This window comes from Aeromonas sp. TS_SC_11 (assembly GCF_057318915.1).
Genome location: NZ_CM170470.1, coordinates 2,393,278 through 2,414,892, shown reverse-complemented (window position 1 = coordinate 2,414,892; position 21,615 = coordinate 2,393,278). Strand labels below are relative to the sequence as shown.

Here is a 21,615-nt window from a genome sequence, read left to right as displayed (position 1 = left end):
GGATCAACGACCATCCGGCTTGTCGAGCTGCTCCTTGACCTCTTCAAACCAGAGCCTGTGGTGCTGCCTGGCCCAGCTCTCGTCCACATAGCCGCTCTTCATTCCCTCCAGCGCCCCTTCTGTTCCCACAGTCCCTATGTAGATGTGACCGAATGAGGCGGCAATCAGCCCGATGGCGCCGATCCCGTGCAACAAGTTGCTCACCGCCATCACCTCCCGGGTCTGGCCAAACAGGGGGAAGTCGAGCATCAGTCCTGTGATGCAGACCAGCAGGCCCGCGCTGCACAGCAGCCAGAACCACACCTTCTCCCCGCCGTTGCAAAACGCCGCATCCGGATGCTTGCCATTGGGCAAGATGCCCCCACCCTGGCGAAACCACTCCCAATCCACCCGGGTCGGCAGATTGTGGCGCAACCATTTGAGGATCATCACCAGCAGCCCCAGCACGAACAGAGGCCCCAGGTAGTTGTGCGTCAGCTTGGCGCCCTGAATAGCGGCCCCCCACACCCCATCCCCGAAGGGGCGGATCACAAACTTGCCGTAGAGCAGGATCAGGCCACTAAGCGCAAGCAGCAGAAAAAGCGCCGCCGTATACCAGTGCAAGGCACGTTCAAACGGGGTCCAGCGCAGCACCTTGCGACCGGTGCGAGGGTGAGCCAGCTTGAGCTGGCCTGCCCACAGATAGAACAGCAGCAAGGCAAGGACGGAACCACCTATGGCCAGAGCACCGAACGGGGAGACCCAGGTATTACGCAGGGTACGCCACTGTTCACCGGTCACATTGATCAGCACACCGTGTTCGGCGCCCCTGGAGGTGGTGATGCCCACCTCTCCCCCCTTAACGGCACGCCAGTAGTCGGCGCCGGCAAAGCCGACCGTCTCTTTTTCGGCATCGGCGAAACCGGGCGCACTGAACAGCAGCAAGGCCGTCAGCAGCGCTGTCAGCCAGTGTTTCATTGGCCTCCCTCCTGCTTGCCAAGCTTGAGCCCCTTGCCTCTGCCATCGCGCGGCTGGCTGGCGTCATGGAACAGATCCTGCTCATCCCCGCCCCAGGCGGCGTGAGGGGCGCCGCGATAAGCGACCCGCTCGCGGAAGATGTCGGAGATCACCTGCGCATCACCGGCCAGCAATGCCTTGGTGGAGCAGAGCTCGGCACACATGGGCAGCTTGCCCTCGGCGATGCGGTTGGCACCGTACTTCTGGCGCTCCGCCTCGCTGTGGTCCTCCTCCGGGCCACCGGCGCAGAAGGTGCACTTGTCCATCTTGCCCCGCTCTCCAAAGGCGCTGCTCTTGGGAAACTGGGGGGCACCGAACGGACAGGCAAACAGGCAGTAACCACAACCGATGCAGAGATCCTTGTTGTGCAGCACTATGCCGTCATCTGTGTGGTAGAAGCAGTCGGCCGGGCAGACCGCCATGCAGGGGGCGTCGGTGCAGTGCATGCAGGCCACCGAGATGGAGGTCTCGCCGGGCAGACCGTCGTTGAGGGTCACCACCCGGCGACGCTGTATGCCCCACTCCAGCGCATCGTCGTTCTCGTTCTTGCACGCCGTCACACAGCCGTTGCACTCGATGCAGCGCTTGGTGTCACACATGAATTTCATTTTGGCCATGGTCTCAGGCTCCTACTTTACGAAAGCGGCACAGGGTGACCTTGGTCTCCTGCATCTGGGTGACAGGGTCATAACCATAGGTGGTGACTATGTTGACCGACTCCCCCAGCACATAAGGGTCAGACCCTTCCGGATATTTGGATCTCAGATCCTTGCCCTCGAAGTGGCCGCCGAAGTGGAACGGCATAAAGGCGAGCCCCGGCTTGACCCTTGGAGTCACCAGCGCCTTGACCAGCACCCGGCCCCCTTCCGGCCCCTCGACCCACACATCCTGACCGTCGCGCACGCCGACGTCGTTGGCATCCGCCGGGTTCATCTCGACGAACATCTCCTGCTGCAGCTCGGCGAGCCAGGGGTTGGAGCGGGTCTCGTCACCGCCCCCCTCGTACTCCACCAGACGGCCGGAGGTGAGGATGATGGGGAACTCCTTGCTGACGTCCTTCTCCTGCACCGAGGCGTACTGGGTCGGCAGGCGCCACAGGCTCTTGGAGTCGGGCCAGGTGGCGTAGTCGGCCAAGAGATCCCGGCGCGGGGTGTAGAGCGGCTCGCGGTGCTTGGGCACCTGATCCGGGAAGGTCCACACCACGCAGCGCGCCTTGGCGTTGCCATAGGGCACGAAGCCGTGCTTGATGGCGACCCGCTGGATGCCGCCGGACAGATCCGTCTTCCAGTTCTTGCCCTCGGCTTCTTTCTTCTCGGCCTCGGTCAGCTCGTCCCACCAGCCGAGCTGCTTCAGCAGATCGGCGGTGATCTCGGGATAACCATCCTCCACCTCGCTGCCCTTGGGCCAGGAGTCTTCGGCGAGCAGCGACACGCCCTGATACTCGATGCCGAAGCGGGCGCGGAAACCGCCGCCCCCTTCCGACACCGGAATGCTGGTGTCATAGAGGATGTGGCTGCCGGGATGTTTCATCTCCGGGGTGCCCCAGCAGGGCCAGGGCAGACCGTAGATCTCGCCGCTGACCGGGCCACCTTCGGCCTTGAGGTTGGTCTTGTGGAAGGTGTGCCAGTTCTGCTGGTGCGCCTTGAGCCGCTCAGGGCTCTGGCCTGTGTAGCCCACGCTCCACATGCCGCGGTTGTATTCGCGGGTGATGTCTTCCAGCAGCGGCTCGTTGTTCTCCACCTTGATGTGCTTGAACAGCTCATCGGCAAAGCCGAGTTTCTTGCTCAGCAGATACATGATCTCGTGGTCGACCTTGGATTCGAACAGGGGTTCTATCACCTTGTCGCGCCACTGCATGGAGCGGTTGGTGGCGGTGACGGAGCCATAGGTTTCGAACTGGGTGGTAGCCGGCAGCAGATAGACGCCGTCGGTGCGATCGTTCATGACGGCGGCGACTGTGGGATACGGGTCGACAATCACCATCATGTCGAGCTTTTGCATCGCCTTCTTCATCTCGGGGCCGCGAGTCTGGGAGTTGACCGCATGGCCCCAGTAGAACATGGCGCGGATGTTGGAACCCTGCTCGATAAGATTGGCGTTCTCCAGCACACCATCCACCCAGCGGGAGACAGGAATGCCATTGTTCTGCATCGGCAACTTGCCGTTGTAGGCCTTGTTGTCGAAGCGGGCCTTGATCCACTCGTAATCGAGGTCCCACACCCGGGCCCAGTGCTTCCAGGAACCCTCTTCCAACCCGTAGTAACCGGGCAATGAGTCGGAGGTGACGCCAAAGTCGGTGGCGCCCTGCACATTGTCGTGACCACGGAAGATGTTGGTGCCCGCCCCGCTCTTGCCCACGTTGCCGAGGGCCAGTTCGAGGATGCAGTAAGCACGGGTATTGTTGTTGCCCGTGGTGTGCTGGGTGCCGCCCATGCACCAGACCACGCAACCAGGGCGGTTGTCGGAGAGCAACTTGGCGGCGCCATACACCTCTTTTTCACTCAGGCCGGTCACCCGCTCCACTTCCGCAGGCGTCCAGCGCGCCACCTCTTTTTGCACCTCGTCCATGCCAAAGACGCGGGTGCGGATGAACTCCTTGTCTTCCCAGCCGTTCTTGAAGATGTGCCAGAGCATGCCCCAGATAAAAGCCACGTCTGTGCCAGGACGCAGGGAGAGGTACATGTCAGCCTTGGCGGCAGTGCGGGTGCGACGCGGGTCAACCACCAGGATCTTGCAGCCGTTGCGCTCTTTCGCCAGCAGTATGTGCTGCATGGCGACCGGGTGGGCCTCCGCCGGGTTGGAGCCGATAAACATGATCGACTTGCTGTTGTGCATGTCGTTCAGGCTGTTGGTCATGGCGCCGTAGCCCCAGGTGTTGGCAACCCCGGCGACCGTGGTGGAGTGGCAGATGCGCGCCTGGTGATCCACGTTGTTGGTGCCCCACAGGGACGCCATCTTGCGAAACAGATAGGCCTGCTCGTTGGAGTGCTTGGCGGAGCCGAGCCAGTAGACGCTGTCGGGGCCGGACTCCTTGCGCAGGCGCAATACCTCGTTGCCCACCTCTTCGATGGCCTGCTCCCAGCTCAGGCGTTGCCATTTGCCGCCCACCAGCTTCATCGGGTACTTGAGGCGACGCTCACCGTGGCCGTGCTCGCGCAGGGCCGCCCCCTTGGCGCAGTGACCGCCAAGGTTGAAGGGGTGATCAAACGCCGGCTCCTGACCGGTCCAGACGCCGTTCTGCACCTCGGCATAGACGCCGCAACCCACAGAGCAGTGGGAGCAGATGGTGCGCTTCACCTCGACCGGTACCTCGGCCGCCACGGTTTTGGCCTCGGCCCGCTGCATCATGGCCGGAGCCAGCCAACCGGCGGCCACGGCGCCACCGGCCACCAGACCTGAGTTGACCATAAAGGCGCGGCGGGTCAGCCCCTGACCGCGAGCGGCCGCATTATTTTGCAAGTGGCCCTGCTCGCCCGCCTGGGGCTGCTCGGCACGTTTTGTCAGTTTCATAAGGTCTCCTTCACTGATCCGGCTCAGTCAGTGCCGCGCAGGGTGCGATAAAAGTCGTGAACATGGGGGGTCTCCCGATAGCCCTTGGCTGGTTGTGTGTCCTGGGTCAGCACCTCTTTGCCCACCACCCGGCCGGTGGCACCGGCCAGCACGCCTATGGTGGCGACCACGCCACCTCCCTTGATCAGATTGCGGCGGGACGGGTCTTTCAGCTTTTCATCGCTCATCTTTCTGTGACCTCTGTTTTTGTTATGACCAGCCGCACTGTGCCGGCTTCGCTATGAGTGAGTGGGTGCCGCGTCATGGCAGCGTTACCACAGGGCTACCAAACGGCAGGCGCAGATCCTGCTCCAGTTTGAAGAAATCTTCGGCAAGGGCCCCGACCGCCCGGTAGAAGCTGCCCCCCTTCGCCTGTTGCTGATCGCGGCAGCAGGCGAGAACCCAAGGGGCAAGGTGGCGCTCATAGAAGTGGTTGCGATCCGGGTGCTGCTCGGCAATCAATACCGCCATCACCTCGCACAGGGCGGCCAGATGATCTTCCGGTTCGCACACTCCGCTCTGGCGCTCGAAACCGAGCGACTGCAAGTCGGCGCGCAGCACCGCCAGCGGCAGCTCCATCAAGGAGCCGGTGAGATACCAGGAGGCAAACGGCACTATCTCCCCGCGCCCCAGCCCGATAAAGAGATCCTGATACTCCTCGGCAAGCTCGTGCTCGTGGTGGCTGCTGGCAGCCAGCTGCACCAGCCCCAGCCCTCTGGCAAAGGGGCCCGGCATAGCCTGCAACCCTTGCAGCCAGGCGAGCTGTTCGCCACGGGGAGCGGCGCGCCACAGGCTCGCCAGCAGGGCGTAGAGATCGGCGCTGATCTGTTCCAGTTCAGTCATGGTCAGTTCGCCTGCATTCAGTGCGGTATGGCTATTCGGTTGTTCACTCATCACAGGCCCCTCATATCTTGAGCTGGGCGGCAGGATCCGCCGCCAGCTCTGCAAACACATCCTTGACCCGGCAGTCCTCACACATCAGCAGCCGCTGGGCGGCCTCGTTCTGGAAGTGAGAGTGACCGGCCAGCTTTTGCTGGATGCGGCGGATCATCGAGGCGGGGGCAAACGGCTTGCCGCAGCGAATGCAGCAGGCGGCCTCTTCGGCTTTCAGGCTCTGTACGGCGCGGCGCGCCTCGGGCACAGGTTGCAGACGAGGCGCAAGGACGATGGCCTGCTCGGGGCAGGCCTTTTCGCACATGCCGCACTGGATGCAGTCCTGCTCGATAAAGTTGAGGCCAGGCGTGTGTCCCACAGAGTGGAGGGCGCGGGTCGGGCAAACCGCCACGCAGCCCATGCAGAGGGTGCAGTCAGACTCTTTGAGCTCCACGCTGCCGTAAGGGGCGCCGTGGGGCACCGCCAGCGGCTCGCGGCGCCCTTCGTTGGCCTGCCAGAGGGCATCGAAGGCGGCAAACAGGTTCTCCCGTTTGTCCCCTTTGAGCGGCTTGTCCAGCAGGGCAACGGCTGGCAGGCAGGAAATCGGCTTATCTTGTTCGGCATCCGGGTTAAACAGGGCGATGCTATTGGCAGCAAGACCCGCACCCGCCAAGAGCACGGCGGCGCTCGCCAGTTCCCGCTCAACCAATGCCCGCACACTGGCGGGGGCATAGTCACTCAGCGCGATGCGCACCGCACTGGCGCCATAGGCGAGGGCGGCAAACCAGCTCTCGATGCCTAAGCTCGCGCTCTCCTCCACCCAGACCGGCAGCCAATTGGCAGGCAGAGCAGTGAGTTCCGTTTCCACCCATTCGCGCTCGTTTTCACCGGCGATCAGCAGCTGCGGCGCTTCGCCGCCCGCCTCCCGGTAGTGCTTGAGCAGACGGAACAGGTAGTCGCCGCTGGTGTTGGCGTCGGGCTGGTGATAGGCGATGGCGCCGGTCGGACAGGCAGTCGCACAGCTGCCAAAGCCCTGACAGAGATGGGGATCGATCTGGATGTGACCATTGATGGGCTTGAGCGCATCGGTCGGGCAGACATCGAGGCAGCGGCTGCAACCGGGCACGCCGCGGGCGGTAAAGGCGCAGGCCTCGGGGTCGAGGCGAAAATAGCGCGGCTTGTCGAAGATACCGGTCAGAGCACAGAGCTCGGCGAGCCGTTCAGCCAGCCCCTCGTCATCAGAGAGATGCAGATAGCCGACCGGCGGGCGCTCCAGCGCAAACAGTGGGGCGCGGCCCAGATCGGCCACCAGATCGAAACGCCGTTCGCTCCCCACCGTCGCTTGTTGTGGAAAGCAGAGCGCAGCCAGATTAACCCGCTCACCCTGACCATTGAGGCCAGTGAGCTGGAACTGACCCAGATACCCTGTCAGGCTCGGTTCGCGCAGGGTCAGGGCATTCAGCGATGCGGTCGCATCGAAGATGGCTTCAAGATCTGCCGCCTCGGCATTGTGGACGGATTCGGTGACCAGCAGAGTCGGCTTCACCCCGGCGGGCAGCAGGCTGGCGGCGCGGCGAATGCGATCTTCCGGGCCGACCAGCAGCAGGCGCCCCTGACTCTGGTAAGAAACAGTCGCCGGGATCAGGTTATCGGTCTTGACCGTATGCTGCAGGGCATAGGCACGGGCACGGCTGTTGCGATCGCCATGCTGCTCACTGCGCCCCGCGCGACCCTCATAAAGGGGCAAGGTTGAAATTGGTAGTTCGATGCTCACATGCACTCCTGTGCGCGCCACCTCATGGGATGGGGCGCTTGTTGGTCTACCGGGAGAGCAAGAGACGAGCCAACTCCCCCGGAAAAAAAGTAACTGACAGGGAGTCAGGATCCTGAGGGTTCCATTCCCCCACCCTCGGTTGGGACATTTTGTCCATCACGGGAAACCAAAATGTCCCGATCGTCGGTGGGGGTTTGAGAATGGTTATCAGCCAGCCCGTTCGGCTCGTCTGCGGCAGCAATGCTCATAACCGCGGCCGGTTCAGCAGCTCCGGTGGCTGGATTGGCCGTCTCGCTCTCAAGGTCGGTCACCTGATCCACCAGCCAGTTGCGCAGCCCGGCAGTCAGGGCCGCGGGCAGCAATTCGGGCTGGCTGAAATCCTGGGTGTAGTCGTCGAGCCCGTCCGGCTTGTGAGTGCGAAACATGGCCCGCAGCGCCTCCTTGTCGGGGAGTTTGGCCTTGCCCGGCGGGGCCATTGTTAGCTGCGGCTCGCAACTCTCAGCACCCTCAACGGCAAGGGGTTCACCACTCCCCTTGTCAGTGCTGACTACGGGGCTATCCAGCGCGTTATCAGGGATTTCACCTTCACCACTGCCTTCGATGGGGGCAGCAACCACCTCGGAAATGACCTCTTCCCTTGGCTGCAATGCCTGATGCTTGCGCGCCTCGCTCTTGCGAGACGACCAGCGCTTGAGGAACTCACTCATGGGCGTTGTTTCCGGCGTCTCTGCCACGCTCGCGGCCATCGGTGCCGGTGGCTTTGACGGCGCCGCAGCTGGCTTGATCTCGACTATCGACACCGAGCGGATCCTGCGCCCGCCCCTTGCCCTTCTTGCCCTTGCGACGGGCCTCCAGCAGCTCGCCGTGACGACCGATAAAGGCCTCCACCCAGGCTTGCAGCGCCTCGGGCAGCGGGCAGGAGAGCACCTGCCGCTCGCCATCCATATAGGCGGCGGCCACGGTCTGGCTCAAGGTGAGGCCATCGGCCACAAAGCCACTGTCCACGCGGCTTCCGGTGACAAAAAGGCGGGGCGAGCCGGAGCTCAAATTGAAGCGATAATCCCCCCGCTCATCGCGAAACAGGGTAAGGGGCAAGGCACCTGCAGCTTCAGGTTCGGCGGGATGGAGCGCTGCTATCTCGAAACGGCGGCTCTGCCAGCGGCCAACCTGGCTGTCGATGGCCTTTAACTCCAGCTGCAGCCAGCGCTGCGGGGGCAAGGTATTGTTGGTGTCTTGCACTGTCACGGCTCCCATCAGAAGGTCTCTGCCGGGTCGCCCTCCCCCATGATTAGCCCCTGTTAGGGCGGATCACGGCGGGACATTCAGGGCGGCCACAGCCATCAATGGGATAAGACATAGCAAGAGTGGGGCCAAGGCCGGTTTGATGGCTGATTGGGCTTTGATACGGGTTGGGACGTCGTGCGGGATATGGGTTGGCGCTGAGCGTAGGTTAGTGCAGAGCGCAGCGAAGCCCAACATGCGGCGTAAAACCAATCCGCCAGTGCTTGAGCAAGAGGATGGCAATAATCGAATAATGCTGAATTATCCGATTATTGCCTTGATAAGAATGTTCGCGGTAAACGTTGGGCTTCACTGCGCTCAGCACCAACCTACGATTTAACCCAACATACGAGATAGATAAAATGACTTCATTATGGAAATAATGAATCAATATCACCAAAAATTCAACGCATAGCATGTAGCTATATTGATATTATCCAACCTCCTTCTTGATGATTGCATAATCTCGGTGAGCACCTTCATTTTTTTCCATTTCATTAACAAAATCATCGCTATAGCCAGCACTTCTCAAAAAATCACCAACGGTTTTTGATTGTTCAAATGCACTATATAATTCATCCACACCAATTTTTTTGGTGGACATCGCAATAATATATTTAATCATTGGATGGTTTTCAAAAATTTGAATCTGGCTTTCTCTAAGTGCTTTATTTGAAGATGTAATTATTTCTTCAAAATTTTCAGGTTGTAGCTTTTCCATTATTGATTCAGTGTAATTTTTGAGTACAGAACTAAGCTCTTTTAACCCAGAAACTTGCGCAGAAAGGTCTTCAAGATCTTTATCTCTTTTTTTATCTGATAAAAGATCAGCGAATAATCCGGCCCACTGATCTTTAAGCCAGCTCGATAAATCATCAAACTTCTCAAAATCTTTTATAACATTATTTCTTTTTTGAGAATATATGTCATCTATCAACTTGAATATATTTACATTATCAACATGAGCATACTCAATATTCTGGTTTTTTCTATTTTTTTTGTATGTGTGATATTCGGAATGAACATTCTTTTCTATAAAAATGTATATTGGAATGTCATTTTTTCGTGCGGTCTCATATTCTTTCTTAGTTACTGAGTTGTAAAATTCCAACCCATGTTCGGCATCGGGTTCTGAAGCCGGGCTGCCATACCTCCCGCCAATAATCAATACCAATATATGGCAATTTTTTATTTCTTCATAGCATGATATATCAAGTGGTGCATCATGATGAAATGGTATATCGCCATCTTCAAATAATACGGACTCATATCCCATACCATCGATGAATGCTTCTAAACTATTTCGTATGTGTTTTAAATCATAATATGTTGAAGAAACAAAAACTCTTGGCTTTGCCATATTTACATTCCATTAATATTTGAAAAAATAAAATGAATTAAGTGTAGCTAATACTATATAAACATTTTTATTTATGTTTTGTCTACATCCAGCTAACGAAACTATCAAAATGGCCACCTTCGATATCTACTGTATAGATATATCTTTACTGCCATATTAATCTGGAACAAAACTTGCTGTATCCCTCCCCTTAGATCCTGGCAACCGGTCGCGAGGGGCCCATGACACCGACCTTTATCAAAAGCAATGCTGCCGCCCAGCTCACCATGGCCGTCGAGGTGATGGATGAGCAGGGCACAATGCAAACCCGCCAAATCGCCTGTGAGCGGCCACTGACGGTCTACCTCAACTGGAAGGAGATAGTAACCCTGATGACCTTGGGGGCGCGCCCCGAGGCACTGGTGCTGGGTTATCTCAAGAATCAGGGCTTTATCGAGGATATTGCAGCCATCGAGTCGGTGATCGTCGACTGGGAGAGCGAGGCCGCCGCCGTGGTGAGCAGCCAGCAGGCCGAAGATCTCGACCAGTCACTGGAGAAGAAGACGGTCACCTCCGGCTGCGGTCAGGGCACCATGTATGGCAGCGTGATGAAGAAGCTGGAAGGGGTGGTCTTGGCGGCGCCTGAGCTTAAACAGAGCACCCTCTATACCCTGCTCAAGGCGCTGTCGGCCCATAACGAAACCTACAAGATGGCCGGTGCGGTGCATGGTTGCGCCATCTGTCGCGGCAGCGAAATCCTCTCCTTTGTCGAGGACGTGGGGCGCCACAATGCGGTGGATACGCTGGCGGGCGAGCTCTGGATGCGCGGCGAGGCTGGCAGCGACAAGATCTTCTACACCACGGGGCGGCTCACCTCGGAGATGGTGATCAAGGTGGCGCAGATGGGCATTCCTGTGCTGTTGTCGCGCTCCGGCGTCACCCAGATGGGGCTGGATCTGGCCCGCCAGCTCGGCATCACCATGATTGCCCGCGCCAAGGGGCGACACTTCGAGGTCTTCAGCGGCCACGACCATATGGTGCTGGACGAGAAGCCGCCGGTACTGGCGCCTGGTTCAGCCGGTCGCGGGATGCGGGATTAAACCATGAACGAGTTTATGAACGTGAAGCAGGTGGCGGAATACCTCGATCTCAACGAGAAGAAGGTCTACCAGCTCGCCAACGAGGCGCGCATCCCCGCCACCAAGGCGACCGGCAAGTGGCTGTTTCCCCGCTCCCTGCTCGATCGCTGGCTGCTCGGCAGCTGCCACGAGGGGGTGATGAACGACCGCCTGCTGCTGGCGGGATCCGACGACGTGCTGCTGCACTACGCCAGCAGCCGTTTGGCCCAGCAGCTCGGCACCCAGGCACTGGTGGGCTACACCCCGTGCGGCACTAGGCAGGGGCTGGCGATGCTGGCGCGCGGCCATGTGGATCTCTGCGCCATCCACTGGGGGCAGGCCGAAGAGGCCCACCTGCGCCATCCGGCGCTGGTACAGCAGTATCAGGGCCACCGGCAATGGGTGATCGTTCATGGATTTCGCCGGGTTCAGGGGCTGGTACTGCGACAGGGGTTGCAACCCAGAGAGGCGAAAGAGGCGCTCGACTGGCGCTGGGCCATGCGCCAGGAGGGTGCTGGCAGCCAGCGCGCCCTGCAGGAGTGGCTGCAAACGCAAGGGGAGTCGCTGACCCGGCTGGAGCGCACCCTCGAGGTCAACAGCGAGCGGGAGCTCGCCGCCGCCATCAGCCGTGGCGATGCCGATGTGGGGCCCGGCGCCCAGAGCACCGCCACCGAGTTTGGCCTCGGCTTTATGCCACTGTCGCAGGAGTGTTTCGATCTGGTGATGCCGCAAGGGGTCTTCTTTCGCACCCTGTTGCAGCAGCTGATCGGCTGGCTGCAATCGCCGGAAGGGCGCGAGCTGGCGGCCCGCCTCGGCGGCTATGACCTGACCCAAAGCGGCAAGCTGGTGTGGAGCCCGCAGTAGCGAAAGCGGCTAGCCCTCTCTTTGTGCCGACAGCCCTGACCAGCACGGGCCTGCCACCCTGGCAGACCCGTCTGTTTTATTACCACCGGCTCTAGTGATTGGGCCGACGCTTACTCTTGCCGTGACTCATGGGCTGCCGAGTCAGGTTCATGTCCCGCCGTGCCAGACTCACGCCCCTCGGCCCCCAGCGCAATCCGCCACCCCTCCAGCTGACGGGGCTCGCTGCCAACGGGCAGGCAGGCGCGGCTGAGCAGCCGTATGGTAAAGCAGCTTCCTTTCCCCAGGGTGGAGGCCACCAACAGCTCCCCGCCCCAGCGGCAGATGATACGGTGGCTCAGGGCCAATCCCAAGCCTGTGCCTGTGGCGCGGGTGGTGAAGAAGGGGTCGAAGATCTTGTCCATGATGGCGACGTCTATGCCGCTGCCGTTGTCGATAACCCGCACCTCGGCCCCTTGCAACTGACCCGCCTCGTCGAACCAGTCGCGACTCTCGACCCGGATCTCTCCCTGCTCCCCCAGCGCATGGCTGGCGTTGACCAAGAGGTTTATCAGCACCTGCAGCAGTTGCTGGCGATCCGCCTCTATGGGTTGCTGGGCTTGCAGATCGGCCACCAGATTCACCTGCTGCTGGCGCAGGGCGGAGCGCACCAGGGTCAGGCTCTCTTCGATGATGGGGGTGAGGTGCTGCCAGACGGGCGCTGTCTCGTAATCGCCGGGGCGCGAATATTGCAACAGGCTGCGGGTGATGGCGCGAATGCGCTCGATCTGTGCCAGCACCAGCTCCAGCTCCTCGCTGACCGGAGCGGCCGCCTCCCCCAGCTCCAGTTTCATCAGCTCCACATTGCCAAGGATCACCGCCAGCGGGTTATTGATCTCGTGGGCCACACCGGCGCACAGCTCGCCGAGGGCCGCCAGCTTCTCGCTGATAAGCAGTTGCTGGCGCGCCTGGGTCAGCATATGGATGTGGTGTTCAAGCTCGGCAGTCTTCTGCTTGAGGCTCAAGGTGCGCTCGGCCACCTTTTGCTCCAGCTCGTCGGCGCTGCGGGCCATCTGCTGGCGATGGGCATCCTGCCGGTCCAGCATGGCGTCAAACTGGCGACCCAGCTGGGCCAGCTCGTGGTCGGGATCCAGGGCCAACTGCCCTACCCTGGCCGATTGGCCATATTGCACCTGACGCACCACCTTGTGCATCCGCTCTATGGGGGTGAAGAGATCCCGCGCGCCGCGATAGACCAGCAGGCCCGAGAGCAGCAAGAGCAGCACCACGCCTGAGCCCAGCTCCAGCAGATTGGTGAGGTAGGTGCGAATGATGGGCCACTCCAGAAAGCCGACATAGAGCATGCCGATGCGCTCGCCGCGTGCCCCGAGCAGAGGCTCGTAACCGGAGACATACCAGGCATCGTGCACGAAGGCGCGATCTATCCAGAGCTCCCCCCTCCCCAGCACCTGTTCCCGTACCGGCGCCGAGACACGGGTGCCCACGGCTCGGCCCACCTGACGGCTGCTGCTGACCGGCACATTGGTGCTCACCCGCAAATCATCGAGAAACAGGGTGACGGTCCCTATGCTCCCCTCTGGCAGGGTGTTTTTGGCAAACACCTGGCGCTTGAGCTCATCCACCAGTCGGGTGCTGCCGTTGATAAGCTCACCCCCTTCCAGAACGGCCCAGAGCGATCCATCCCGCCCCATGACGGGCGTCATGGAGAGGCTGACAAGCCCCCGTGTCTCCTGATCCGTGGCGGCTGTCTGTTCCCTGTCCAACACGGCGCGGCTGGCAAGGGCGGGCGAGAGGGCCTGCAACTCCTCACGAGACCAGACCACGAAGTGGCTGATGCTGCGCCCGGCGCCGAGGGTTGCGCGCTCCCGGGCCGTCAACTGATCCAGTTCGGCGCCACTGCGCAAGCGCAGAAAGTCGAGGTCATAGTTGGCCGCCAGTGGCTTCACCCACTGCTGCAACTCATCGGGCGTCTCGCGCAGTCGCAGCTGAAAAGCCCAGGCATCGCGCAGGTGTTCCAGATGCTCCGCCTGACGCTGCTGCTGCACGCTCACCGCATGGTGGGCCACCCCGAGGTCACCGCGCACATTGGTGAGCAGGTTCTGCCAGCTGTAGGTGAGGGTCCAGTAAAGCGTCAGCCCCATCATGCCCACCAGGGTGAGCATGATGGGCACAGAGGTGAGCAACAGCAGGCGCCAACGGACTTTTGTTTTCAACCAGCGGGGCAGCAGGCTCAGCGTCATGGTCGCCGCCAGCGGCAGAGGATCAGCAGTTTCATTCGATGGCCCACTCCTTGAACTTGCGCTCCAGGGTCTTGCGCGCCACCCCCAGCACCCGGGAAGCGGCGGACTTGTTTCCCTCGAAACGCTCAACCACTTGCAGGATGTGGGCCTTCTCCACCTCCGACAGCGCCCACTCCAGGGGATATCCCTCTCCCCCCTTGCTCTGCTCGCTGGACTGGGCGCTCTGCCAATAGTCGGCGGGGGGCTTGCCCAGCAGCAGGCAGCGCTCGATCAGGTTGCGCAGCTCACGCACGTTGCCGGGCCAGGGATAGGCCTGCATGGCCACCACGTCCTCGTGGGTCCAGCTAAGCGAGCCCATCCCCATTTCGGCGGTGAGCTGACGGGTGAAGTGGTGCACCAGGGCGGGGATGTCGTCGACGCGATCGCGCAGGGGCGCCACCGGCAGTGCCACCACGTTGAGCCGGTAGAAGAGATCTTCCCGAAAGCGGCCCGCCCCCACCTCGGCTTTGAGGTTGCGGTTGGTGGCGGCGACGATGCGCACATCCACCGACAGCTCGCGCTCGGCGCCGACCGGCCGGATGGCTTTTTGTTCCAGAGCCCGCAGCAGGGACGATTGCATGGCGAGCGGCATCTCGCCTATCTCGTCCAGAAAGAGGGTGCCCTGATGGGCGACCCGAAACAGGCCGTCGCGCCCCTTGCGGGCACCGGTGAAGGCCCCCTGCACGTGGCCGAACAGTTCGCTTTCCAGCAGTTCGGGGGCGATGGAGGCACAGTTGAGCGGCACGAAGGCCCCCATGCGGCCGGAGAGCTGGTGCAGGGCGCGGGCCACCAGCTCCTTGCCGGTGCCGGACTCCCCCTCCACCAGCACGGCGGCATTGGAGGGAGCCACTCTGGCAATCAGGGTCTTGAGCTCGCGGGTCTTGGCGCTGTCGCCTATCAAGGTGGGCGGGAACAGCTTGCTCACCTCCCGGCGCAGCAGCAGGTTCTCCCGCTCCATCTGGCGGCGCTCTATCACCCTGTCCACCGCCTGCACCATCTGATCCAAGTTGAAGGGCTTGAGGATAAAGTCGCTGGCACCGAGTCGCAGCGCCTTGAGGGCGGTATCCATGTCGCCAAAACCGGTCATGAAGATGATGTCGCTGCGCCGGGTGGCCGGGTCGATGGCTTCGTGCCACTCGATGCCGGAGCGCCCCGGCAGGCGGATGTCGGCGATGATGAGATCGAAATGCAGGCGGCAGCGCAGGGCTTCCGCCTCCTCCACGCTGGCGGCTGTCTCTATCTGGGCGAAGCGCCTGGCCAACGCCTTGGCCAGAAAGCTGCGCATGCCGGGCTCGTCATCGACGATGAGCAGAGAGAGGGCAGACCAGCGGCTGGCGGGTGCAGTCATGAAAAAAGTACCTCAGATTCGACAAGGTTCCGGGATTGTCCCACCGACCTTATAAACTGTGTGACATTTTGTCGCTAACCGGCCCCGAGTGCCAACCCCCTTTATTAAAAGCGACGAGGCCATCACGCAATTAACGCTCTTAACCGACTGTTTCAACATTAAAAACTGCGCTGCTGGCTGTGTGCGGCCAGCTTGGCACCCTGCTTGCTTAGTCCTGCCCTCTCCCCATCACCCGGATACGATGAACATCATGATCACAGGAACCGTGCGCCAACGTCTCGCCCTTGCCCTCTCGACCGCCCTGCTGCTGAGCCTCTCCTTGCTGAGTACCGCCAGCCACGCCGAGAGCGCCAAGGCGCCCATTCGCCTCGCCACCACCACCAGCACGGAGCAGTCCGGCCTGCTGGGCTGGCTGCTGCCCCAGTTCACCAGGGAGACAGGTTATCCGGTACAGGTGATGGCGGCCGGTACCGGCCAGAGCCTGAAGATGGGTGAGAACGGCGACGCGGACCTGGTGATGACCCACGCTCCGTCTGCCGAAAAAGCCTTTGTTGACGCGGGCTTTGGCATAGATCCGGTGCACCTGATGTACAACGACTTTGTCATCGTCGGCCCGAGCCAGGATCCCGCGGGCCTGGGCAAGCTGCACGACGCCGCCAAGGCGCTGCAGGCCATCAAGGATAAGGGCCAGACCTTCATCTCCCGAGGGGACGAGTCCGGCACCCACATCAAGGAGAAGACACTGTGGCAGGCGGCCGACGTCAAACCCGAGTTTGCCGGCTACAAGTCCATCGGCCAGGGCATGGGCCCGACCCTCACCATGGCTTCCGAGCTGGGCGCCTATACCCTGACCGACCGCGGCACCTGGCTTGCTTACCAGAGCAAGCTGGATCTCGCCGTGCTGCTGGAGGGGGACAAGCGACTGTTCAACCCCTATCAGGTCATTCTGGTCAACCCCAAGCGCTACCCGGATCTCAACACCGAAGGGGCGCGCACCCTGAAGAACTGGCTGGTCTCCGAGCACGGCCAGACGCTTATCGGTGACTTCAAGGTGGCAGGCCAGGCGCTGTTTGTGGCCGATGCCAACGGAAAATAATGCAGCCCTTATTCCATACGATCACATGGATGGCTCTCACCCCGCACGATAGGGGAAGCGCCTGATGCCAACCCTGCTGGATACAACGCTGGCCGCCCTCGCCCTGCTGTTCGGTGGCGACACAGATCTGTGGCAGGTGGTGGGGGTCTCCTTCTCCGTCTCCTGCCTGGCACTGGCGCTGGTGCTGCTGCCGGCGCTGCTGCTCGGCTTTGCGCTCGCCTATCTGCCGATCCCGGCGCGCTGGCTCTGGCTCTCCTGCATCAATACCCTGCAGTCGGTGCCGACCGTGGTAATCGGCCTCTTGCTCTACATGTTGTTGTCGCGGGCCGGCCCCTTCGGCGACTGGAAGATGCTGTTCACCCAGCAGGCCATGGTGGTGGGGCAGATGCTGATCGCCTTCCCCGTCATCGCCACCATGGCCCACGCCGCCTTTATCCAGAGCGACAGGCGCGCCTGGGAGACGGCGCTCACCCTGGGGCTCTCCTGGCCGAGGGCGCTGCTCGGACTGATGCGCGAATGCCGCTTCGGCCTGTTGGCGGCGGTGATCGGCGCCTTCAGCCGCATCGTCACCGAGGTGGGCTGCTCCATGATGGTGGGGGGCAATATCCTGCACTTTACCCGCAACATCCCCACCGCCATCGCGCTGGAAACCCAGAAGGGCGCCTTTGCCCAGGGGGTGGCGCTCGGCATAGTGCTGCTGAGCCTGGCGCTGTTGCTCAACCTGCTGCTGACCGCGTGTCGTGGTCACAGCTATTTGAAAAACTGACCATGGCACAGCGCACTTTTACCCCTGACCGAATGCTGCTGACCCCATCTCTGTCGCGGCCACAGCTATCTGAAGAACTGACCATGCCCCCACTGTTTATCAACTGGAGTACCCCATGGCCCTGACCGCCCACCAGCTGATGATGCGCTTTGGCGAGCGCAACCTGTTCCAGATAGAGCGGCTCTCCATCGCTGCGGGCGACGCCATCTGGCTGCGCGGGGCCAACGGGGTGGGCAAGACGACCCTGCTCAAGATACTGGCCGGGCTACTGACACCGACCCGGGGCCACACCAATCTCGCCTGCGGCTGGCGCGCCAGACTCGAGCAGTGGATCAAACGGGATCCCGGCCCGGGCCGAGTCACCTATCTGCACCAGACTCCTTATCTGTTCGATCGCAGCGTGCACGACAACGTGGCCTGGGCCCTCGGCCATCAGGCCGCCGACGAGGTGCGGGTGTTCGAGGCGCTGCGCCGGGTCGAGCTGGAGGGGCTAGCACGGGAGCACATCAGCATACTGTCTGGTGGCGAGCGCCAGCGTCTGGCCATGGCCCGCGCCTGGGCGTTGCAGCCCGCCTTCCTACTGATGGACGAACCCACCGCCAATCTGGATGCACATTCGGTTGCCCTGATGGCCGCCTTGGCGCAAGATCTGCGGGAACAGGGCAGCGGCCTGGTCATCATCAGCCACCAGAGCAACGATCTGACCGACCTGTGCGAGCGGCAATGGACCCTCGCCCGTGGCCGGCTGCACGAACCCACTCCTTTGAAAATCATCGAGCGACATGACCTCAAACAGCGAACCCAGAACTGACACCTTCCCCGTCTCTGCCGTGATCCTGGCCGGTGGCCGCGCCACCCGCATGGGGGGCGAAGACAAGGGCTGGGTAGCACTGGCGGGACGCCCGCTCATCGGCCATGTGCTTGACCGGCTGCGTCCCCAGGTGGATGAGGTGCTGATCAACGCCAACCGCAGTCAGGCCCGCTATCAGGCGCTGGCCACCGTCATCAGCGACGACAACAACGACTATCTCGGCCCGCTGGCGGGCATGCAAGCCGGCCTTGCCGCCGCCCGCCACGACTGGGTGCTGTTCGTCCCCTGCGATGGCCCCGCCCTGCCCCATGATCTGATGAGCCGCTTTCGCACCGCCCTCACCCCGGATACCGAACTGGTGGTAGCCCACGATGGTGACTGGCTGCAACCCGTGGTGGCCCTGCTGCACAAATCCCTGCTCCCCTCCCTGTCCGCCGCCCTGGCCGAGAGAGAGCGCAAAATCGATATCTGGTTTGCCCGCCACAGGATGGCGGTGGTGAGCTTTGCCGACCAGCCGGATGCCTTCATCAATCTCAACAGTCCGGCCGAGCTGGCCGCCTACGAGGCGCGCCTACTGAACTCGTCTACCGACCCCCGACAAGGAGCCACTGCATGACCCCGGCCCCCACCCTTCCCCTGCTCGGCTTTGCCGCCTGGAGCGGTACCGGCAAAACCACGCTGCTGGAGCAGCTCATCCCCATTCTGGTAAGCCGCGGTCTGCGCCTTGGGGTGCTCAAACACGCCCACCACGACTTTGACATCGACCAGCCGGGCAAGGACAGCCATCGCCTGCGCAAGGCCGGTGCCAGCCAGATGATGGTCGCCTCCCGCCGCCGCCATGCTCGCATCATGGAGACCGATCTGGCCGAAGCCGACTTTCATCAGCTGCTGGCAAGCTTCGATCAAACCTGCCTCGACCTGCTGCTGGTGGAAGGGTTCAAGCACGAGCACTTCCCCAAGATAGAGCTGCATCGCACCGAGCTCGGCAAGCCCCTGTTGTTCCCGGACGACGGCGACATAATGGCGCTGGCAGCAGATCTGCCCCAGCAGACCGACTTGCCCCAGCTCAATATCAATGATCTGGCGGCCATCGCCGACTTCGTCTGCGGCTACGCGAGCAAGGCCAAGCATGCCGAACAGGTGCCGGGAACGGGATTTCTGTCGGTGGAGGCGGCCCGCAGCGCCATTCTGGCTGCCCTCACCCCCAGCACAGCCTGCTGCGACAAGCCGCTGGCCCAGTGCCACGGCGCCGTGCTGGCGGCCGATCTGGTCAGCCCCATCAATGTGCCCCCCCACGCCAATTCGGCGATGGACGGAATTGGCCTGCGCGGCGACGATCTCGCCGCCGGTCGCTGGCGACTGGTGGGTGAAGTGCTGGCGGGTCAGCAGCACCATGAGCCTGTGCTGGCCGGTCAGGCGGTGCAGATCATGACGGGCGCGCCGCTGCCCCCCGGCGTCGATACGGTCGTGATGCGCGAAGAGACTCAAGTTGAGGGCGAGTGGGTCACCATCAGCGCCCCCATCAAGGCGGGGCAGAACGTGCGTCTGGCCGGGGAGGATCTCGCCAGGGGCGCGGTCGCCATTGTGGCCGGTACTCGACTTGGCGCCCCCCAGCTGGGGCTCGCCGCTTCGCTGGGTCAGGCCAGCCTGTCGGTACGCACCCCGCTCAAGGTGGCACTGTTCAGCACCGGCGATGAGGTGCAGGCACCGGGCGAGACGCTGGCCCCGGGCCATATCTTCGACAGCAACCGCTTCACCCTGATGGCGCTCATCGCCGCCGCCGGCTGCGAGGTGATGGACTTGGGCATCATCCCCGATGATCCCGCCATACTGCGCCAGCAATTGGAGCAGGCATCGACCAGCGCCGATCTGGTGCTGAGCTCGGGCGGCGTCTCGGTGGGCAATGCCGACTTTATCAAACAGGTGCTGGCGGAGCTTGGCCAGATAGCCTTCTGGCGCATCCAGATGCGGCCGGGCCGCCCGCTGGCGTTTGGCAAGCTGGGGACTACCCCCTTCTTCGGCCTGCCGGGCAATCCGGTGGCGGCCATGGTCTGCTTCCTACAATTTGTCGAGCCCGCCATCGCCCGCCTGCAGGGCCGGGTCTGGCAGCCGCTGCGCCTGTCGGCGCAGGCCGAGCAGAAGATGCAGAGCCGCCCTGGCCGCACCGAGTTTCTGCGCGGCGTCTTCCACCAGGATGCCAGCGGCGTGCTGCGGGTGCGCACCACGGGGCCGCAGGGCTCCGGCATTCTCAGCTCCATGGCCGATGCCAACTGCCTGATTGAAATTGTCCCCGCCCAGCCGGCCATCGCGGTCGGCGAGCGGGTCTGGATCCACCCACTCCAGGGACGAGTGGCCTGATAAATCGCGATCACCCCGCCGGGCGTGGCGGGGTGCTTGCGCCCATGACCCGAGGCTAGTCCCTTGCGCCTGAATACCCCGCTCTCCCGGCTCGATCTGCTGATCTATGGCCGCTATCGCATCGTCCACGGCCTGCGCATCGCGCTCGCTTTCATGCTCACCTTTCTGCTGACCCGCGAACTCAAGCTGCCTGAAAGCACCTGGCCGCTGATCACGCTGGTGGTGGTGATGGGCCCTATCTCGTTCTGGGGAAACGTGCTGTCACGGGCCCTGCAACGGGTGGTCGGCACCATCTTCGGCGCCGGTTGCGGTGTGGTGGCCCTCTATCTGGAGCTCTACTCCCTGCCGCTGACCCTGGTGTGGTGCGGCTGCATCATGTTCCTGTGCGGTTATCTGGCGCTCGGCAAGCGCCCCTACGTGGGGCTGCTCATCGGCATCACACTGGGGGTCACCATGGGGGCCATGCCGGGGGACATAGAGACGGCGCTGTGGCGCAGTGCCGACGTGATCCTTGGCTCCCTGCTGGCGCTGCTGTTTTGCAGCATCTACCCCCAGCGCGCCTACAGCCACTGGCGGTTGCAGATGCACGACACCCTGCTGCAGGCGCACCGGCTCTACCATACCCACCTCTCCCCCAATATTCTGGAGCGACCCAGGCTGGCCCAGAGCCACTCTCGCCTGCTCTCCAAGATGGTGAGCCTGCGCCCCCTGCTGACCCCGGCGGTCAAGGAGACCCGCCTTGGCAGCGCCCTGTTCGAGGCCATCCAGACCACGATGCGCAACACCCTCTGCACCCTGGAGATGCTGGCCAACACCTACTGGAGTGATCGCCAGAGCCACTTTCTGATGCAGAGTACCCCCGAGCTGCGCGCCTGCCAGCAGGCGACCGAGGCCGTGATGACCCAGCTGGCGCTCATGCTCAAGAGCGGCGAATTGAAAGGGGCTGAGCAGGCCATCAGCGAGTTGCAGGAGGCCGCGACCCGGGTGCGACTCGATGCCAGGGGCGAGGCCGCCATCAGCGGCTATCTCTGGTTGAGTCTACAGCTCACCGAACAGCTCACCCACTTGCGCCGCCTGCTGGGGCTGGTGATGTACCCGCCCCGCAGCCAGTCGGACGACCGCTGAAAACAGAAGGCCCCGCGAAGCGGGGCCTTTGACTGAACAGG

Annotated in this window: 19 protein-coding genes; 8 read left to right on the top strand and 11 right to left on the bottom strand. The window is 62.2% G+C overall.

Features of this window, described 5'->3' with window-relative positions:
- Positions 1–3: 3 nt before the first annotated feature.
- The 9 genes from AC1P02_RS11380 to AC1P02_RS11340 all read right to left on the bottom strand — a co-directional run bounded on the left by AC1P02_RS11380 (position 4) and on the right by AC1P02_RS11340 (position 9,833).
- Positions 4–957: a formate dehydrogenase subunit gamma gene (locus tag AC1P02_RS11380; protein WP_485182238.1), complete on the bottom strand. Its 954-nt coding sequence runs from the start codon at positions 955–957 to the stop codon at positions 4–6.
- Positions 954–1,613, bottom strand: a complete 660-nt coding sequence (gene fdh3B / locus AC1P02_RS11375; protein WP_058393423.1) for a formate dehydrogenase FDH3 subunit beta — start codon at positions 1,611–1,613, stop codon at positions 954–956. Before fdh3B ends, AC1P02_RS11380 begins: the two co-directional genes overlap by 4 nt.
- 4 nt (positions 1,614–1,617) lie before the next feature.
- The gene (locus AC1P02_RS11370) at positions 1,618–4,506 is read right to left on the bottom strand and encodes a formate dehydrogenase subunit alpha (protein ID WP_485182237.1); all 2,889 of its coding nucleotides are present in this window, start codon (positions 4,504–4,506) and stop codon (positions 1,618–1,620) included.
- Between the two features lie 23 nt (positions 4,507–4,529).
- A complete protein-coding gene (locus AC1P02_RS11365) occupies positions 4,530–4,733 on the bottom strand; it encodes a transcriptional initiation protein Tat (protein ID WP_485182236.1) in 204 nt (67 codons plus the stop codon).
- Positions 4,734–4,806: 73 nt separating this feature from the next.
- Positions 4,807–5,439, bottom strand: a complete 633-nt coding sequence (locus tag AC1P02_RS11360) for a TorD/DmsD family molecular chaperone (protein ID WP_162626302.1) — start codon at positions 5,437–5,439, stop codon at positions 4,807–4,809.
- Positions 5,440–5,449: 10 nt separating this feature from the next.
- Entirely contained in the window at positions 5,450–7,192 is a 1,743-nt protein-coding gene (locus tag AC1P02_RS11355) for a 4Fe-4S binding protein (RefSeq protein ID WP_485182235.1), read from the bottom strand.
- A gap of 104 nt (positions 7,193–7,296) precedes the next feature.
- Positions 7,297–7,899 carry a DUF3306 domain-containing protein gene (locus AC1P02_RS11350; protein ID WP_485182234.1) on the bottom strand — a complete coding sequence of 201 codons (603 nt, stop codon included), beginning with the start codon at positions 7,897–7,899 and terminating at the stop codon, positions 7,297–7,299.
- Complete coding sequence (locus tag AC1P02_RS11345; RefSeq protein ID WP_485182233.1) at positions 7,892–8,446, bottom strand: DUF3305 domain-containing protein; 555 nt, start codon at positions 8,444–8,446, stop codon at positions 7,892–7,894. The genes AC1P02_RS11350 and AC1P02_RS11345 overlap by 8 nt, the downstream gene beginning before the upstream one ends.
- Positions 8,447–8,906: 460 nt before the next feature.
- The gene (locus tag AC1P02_RS11340) at positions 8,907–9,833 is read right to left on the bottom strand and encodes a DUF4062 domain-containing protein (protein ID WP_485182232.1); all 927 of its coding nucleotides are present in this window, start codon (positions 9,831–9,833) and stop codon (positions 8,907–8,909) included.
- A gap of 221 nt (positions 9,834–10,054) precedes the next feature.
- Here AC1P02_RS11340 and AC1P02_RS11335 point away from each other — a divergent pair, with 221 nt between their 5' ends.
- Entirely contained in the window at positions 10,055–10,912 is an 858-nt protein-coding gene (locus tag AC1P02_RS11335) for a formate dehydrogenase accessory sulfurtransferase FdhD (protein WP_485182231.1), read from the top strand.
- Positions 10,913–10,927: 15 nt separating this feature from the next.
- Positions 10,928–11,794: a helix-turn-helix transcriptional regulator gene (locus AC1P02_RS11330; protein WP_270905930.1), complete on the top strand. Its 867-nt coding sequence runs from the start codon at positions 10,928–10,930 to the stop codon at positions 11,792–11,794.
- A gap of 110 nt (positions 11,795–11,904) precedes the next feature.
- Here AC1P02_RS11330 and AC1P02_RS11325 read toward each other — a convergent pair whose 3' ends face one another.
- Both AC1P02_RS11325 and AC1P02_RS11320 read right to left on the bottom strand, forming a co-directional pair.
- Positions 11,905–14,031, bottom strand: coding sequence for a sensor histidine kinase (locus AC1P02_RS11325; protein WP_485182230.1), 2,127 nt, complete (start codon positions 14,029–14,031; stop codon positions 11,905–11,907).
- A gap of 31 nt (positions 14,032–14,062) precedes the next feature.
- Positions 14,063–15,418, bottom strand: a complete 1,356-nt coding sequence (locus AC1P02_RS11320) for a sigma-54-dependent transcriptional regulator (protein WP_485182229.1) — start codon at positions 15,416–15,418, stop codon at positions 14,063–14,065.
- 250 nt (positions 15,419–15,668) lie between these two features.
- On the opposite strand from AC1P02_RS11320, the gene AC1P02_RS11315 reads away from it, so the two are divergent.
- The 6 genes from AC1P02_RS11315 to AC1P02_RS11290 all read left to right on the top strand — a co-directional run bounded on the left by AC1P02_RS11315 (position 15,669) and on the right by AC1P02_RS11290 (position 21,574).
- On the top strand, positions 15,669–16,514 hold the full coding sequence (locus AC1P02_RS11315; protein ID WP_113721379.1) for an ABC transporter substrate-binding protein: 846 nt from the start codon (positions 15,669–15,671) through the stop codon (positions 16,512–16,514).
- A gap of 64 nt (positions 16,515–16,578) precedes the next feature.
- Positions 16,579–17,280: an ABC transporter permease gene (locus AC1P02_RS11310; protein WP_485182228.1), complete on the top strand. Its 702-nt coding sequence runs from the start codon at positions 16,579–16,581 to the stop codon at positions 17,278–17,280.
- A gap of 115 nt (positions 17,281–17,395) precedes the next feature.
- A complete protein-coding gene (locus AC1P02_RS11305) occupies positions 17,396–18,091 on the top strand; it encodes an energy-coupling factor ABC transporter ATP-binding protein (protein WP_111588218.1) in 696 nt (231 codons plus the stop codon).
- On the top strand, positions 18,063–18,707 hold the full coding sequence (mobA, locus tag AC1P02_RS11300) for a molybdenum cofactor guanylyltransferase MobA (RefSeq protein WP_485182227.1): 645 nt from the start codon (positions 18,063–18,065) through the stop codon (positions 18,705–18,707). Before AC1P02_RS11305 ends, mobA begins: the two co-directional genes overlap by 29 nt.
- Complete coding sequence (locus AC1P02_RS11295; protein ID WP_408135905.1) at positions 18,704–20,449, top strand: bifunctional molybdopterin-guanine dinucleotide biosynthesis adaptor protein MobB/molybdopterin molybdotransferase MoeA; 1,746 nt, start codon at positions 18,704–18,706, stop codon at positions 20,447–20,449. Before mobA ends, AC1P02_RS11295 begins: the two co-directional genes overlap by 4 nt.
- Before the next feature lie 63 nt (positions 20,450–20,512).
- Complete coding sequence (locus AC1P02_RS11290) at positions 20,513–21,574, top strand: FUSC family protein (RefSeq protein WP_485185405.1); 1,062 nt, start codon at positions 20,513–20,515, stop codon at positions 21,572–21,574.
- Positions 21,575–21,615: the final 41 nt, after the last annotated feature.

Coding starts and splice junctions, on each gene's coding strand:
- AC1P02_RS11380 (WP_485182238.1), bottom strand. CDS start 957: ATGAAACACTGGCTGACAGCGCTGCTGACGGCCTTGCTGCTGTTCAGT.
- fdh3B (WP_058393423.1), bottom strand. CDS start 1,613: ATGGCCAAAATGAAATTCATGTGTGACACCAAGCGCTGCATCGAGTGC.
- AC1P02_RS11370 (WP_485182237.1), bottom strand. CDS start 4,506: ATGAAACTGACAAAACGTGCCGAGCAGCCCCAGGCGGGCGAGCAGGGC.
- AC1P02_RS11365 (WP_485182236.1), bottom strand. CDS start 4,733: ATGAGCGATGAAAAGCTGAAAGACCCGTCCCGCCGCAATCTGATCAAG.
- AC1P02_RS11360 (WP_162626302.1), bottom strand. CDS start 5,439: ATGAGTGAACAACCGAATAGCCATACCGCACTGAATGCAGGCGAACTG.
- AC1P02_RS11350 (WP_485182234.1), bottom strand. CDS start 7,899: ATGAGTGAGTTCCTCAAGCGCTGGTCGTCTCGCAAGAGCGAGGCGCGC.
- AC1P02_RS11345 (WP_485182233.1), bottom strand. CDS start 8,446: ATGGGAGCCGTGACAGTGCAAGACACCAACAATACCTTGCCCCCGCAG.
- AC1P02_RS11340 (WP_485182232.1), bottom strand. CDS start 9,833: ATGGCAAAGCCAAGAGTTTTTGTTTCTTCAACATATTATGATTTAAAA.
- AC1P02_RS11335 (WP_485182231.1), top strand. CDS start 10,055: ATGACACCGACCTTTATCAAAAGCAATGCTGCCGCCCAGCTCACCATG.
- AC1P02_RS11330 (WP_270905930.1), top strand. CDS start 10,928: ATGAACGTGAAGCAGGTGGCGGAATACCTCGATCTCAACGAGAAGAAG.
- AC1P02_RS11325 (WP_485182230.1), bottom strand. CDS start 14,031: ATGACGCTGAGCCTGCTGCCCCGCTGGTTGAAAACAAAAGTCCGTTGG.
- AC1P02_RS11320 (WP_485182229.1), bottom strand. CDS start 15,418: ATGACTGCACCCGCCAGCCGCTGGTCTGCCCTCTCTCTGCTCATCGTC.
- AC1P02_RS11315 (WP_113721379.1), top strand. CDS start 15,669: ATGATCACAGGAACCGTGCGCCAACGTCTCGCCCTTGCCCTCTCGACC.
- AC1P02_RS11310 (WP_485182228.1), top strand. CDS start 16,579: ATGCCAACCCTGCTGGATACAACGCTGGCCGCCCTCGCCCTGCTGTTC.
- AC1P02_RS11305 (WP_111588218.1), top strand. CDS start 17,396: ATGGCCCTGACCGCCCACCAGCTGATGATGCGCTTTGGCGAGCGCAAC.
- mobA (WP_485182227.1), top strand. CDS start 18,063: ATGACCTCAAACAGCGAACCCAGAACTGACACCTTCCCCGTCTCTGCC.
- AC1P02_RS11295 (WP_408135905.1), top strand. CDS start 18,704: ATGACCCCGGCCCCCACCCTTCCCCTGCTCGGCTTTGCCGCCTGGAGC.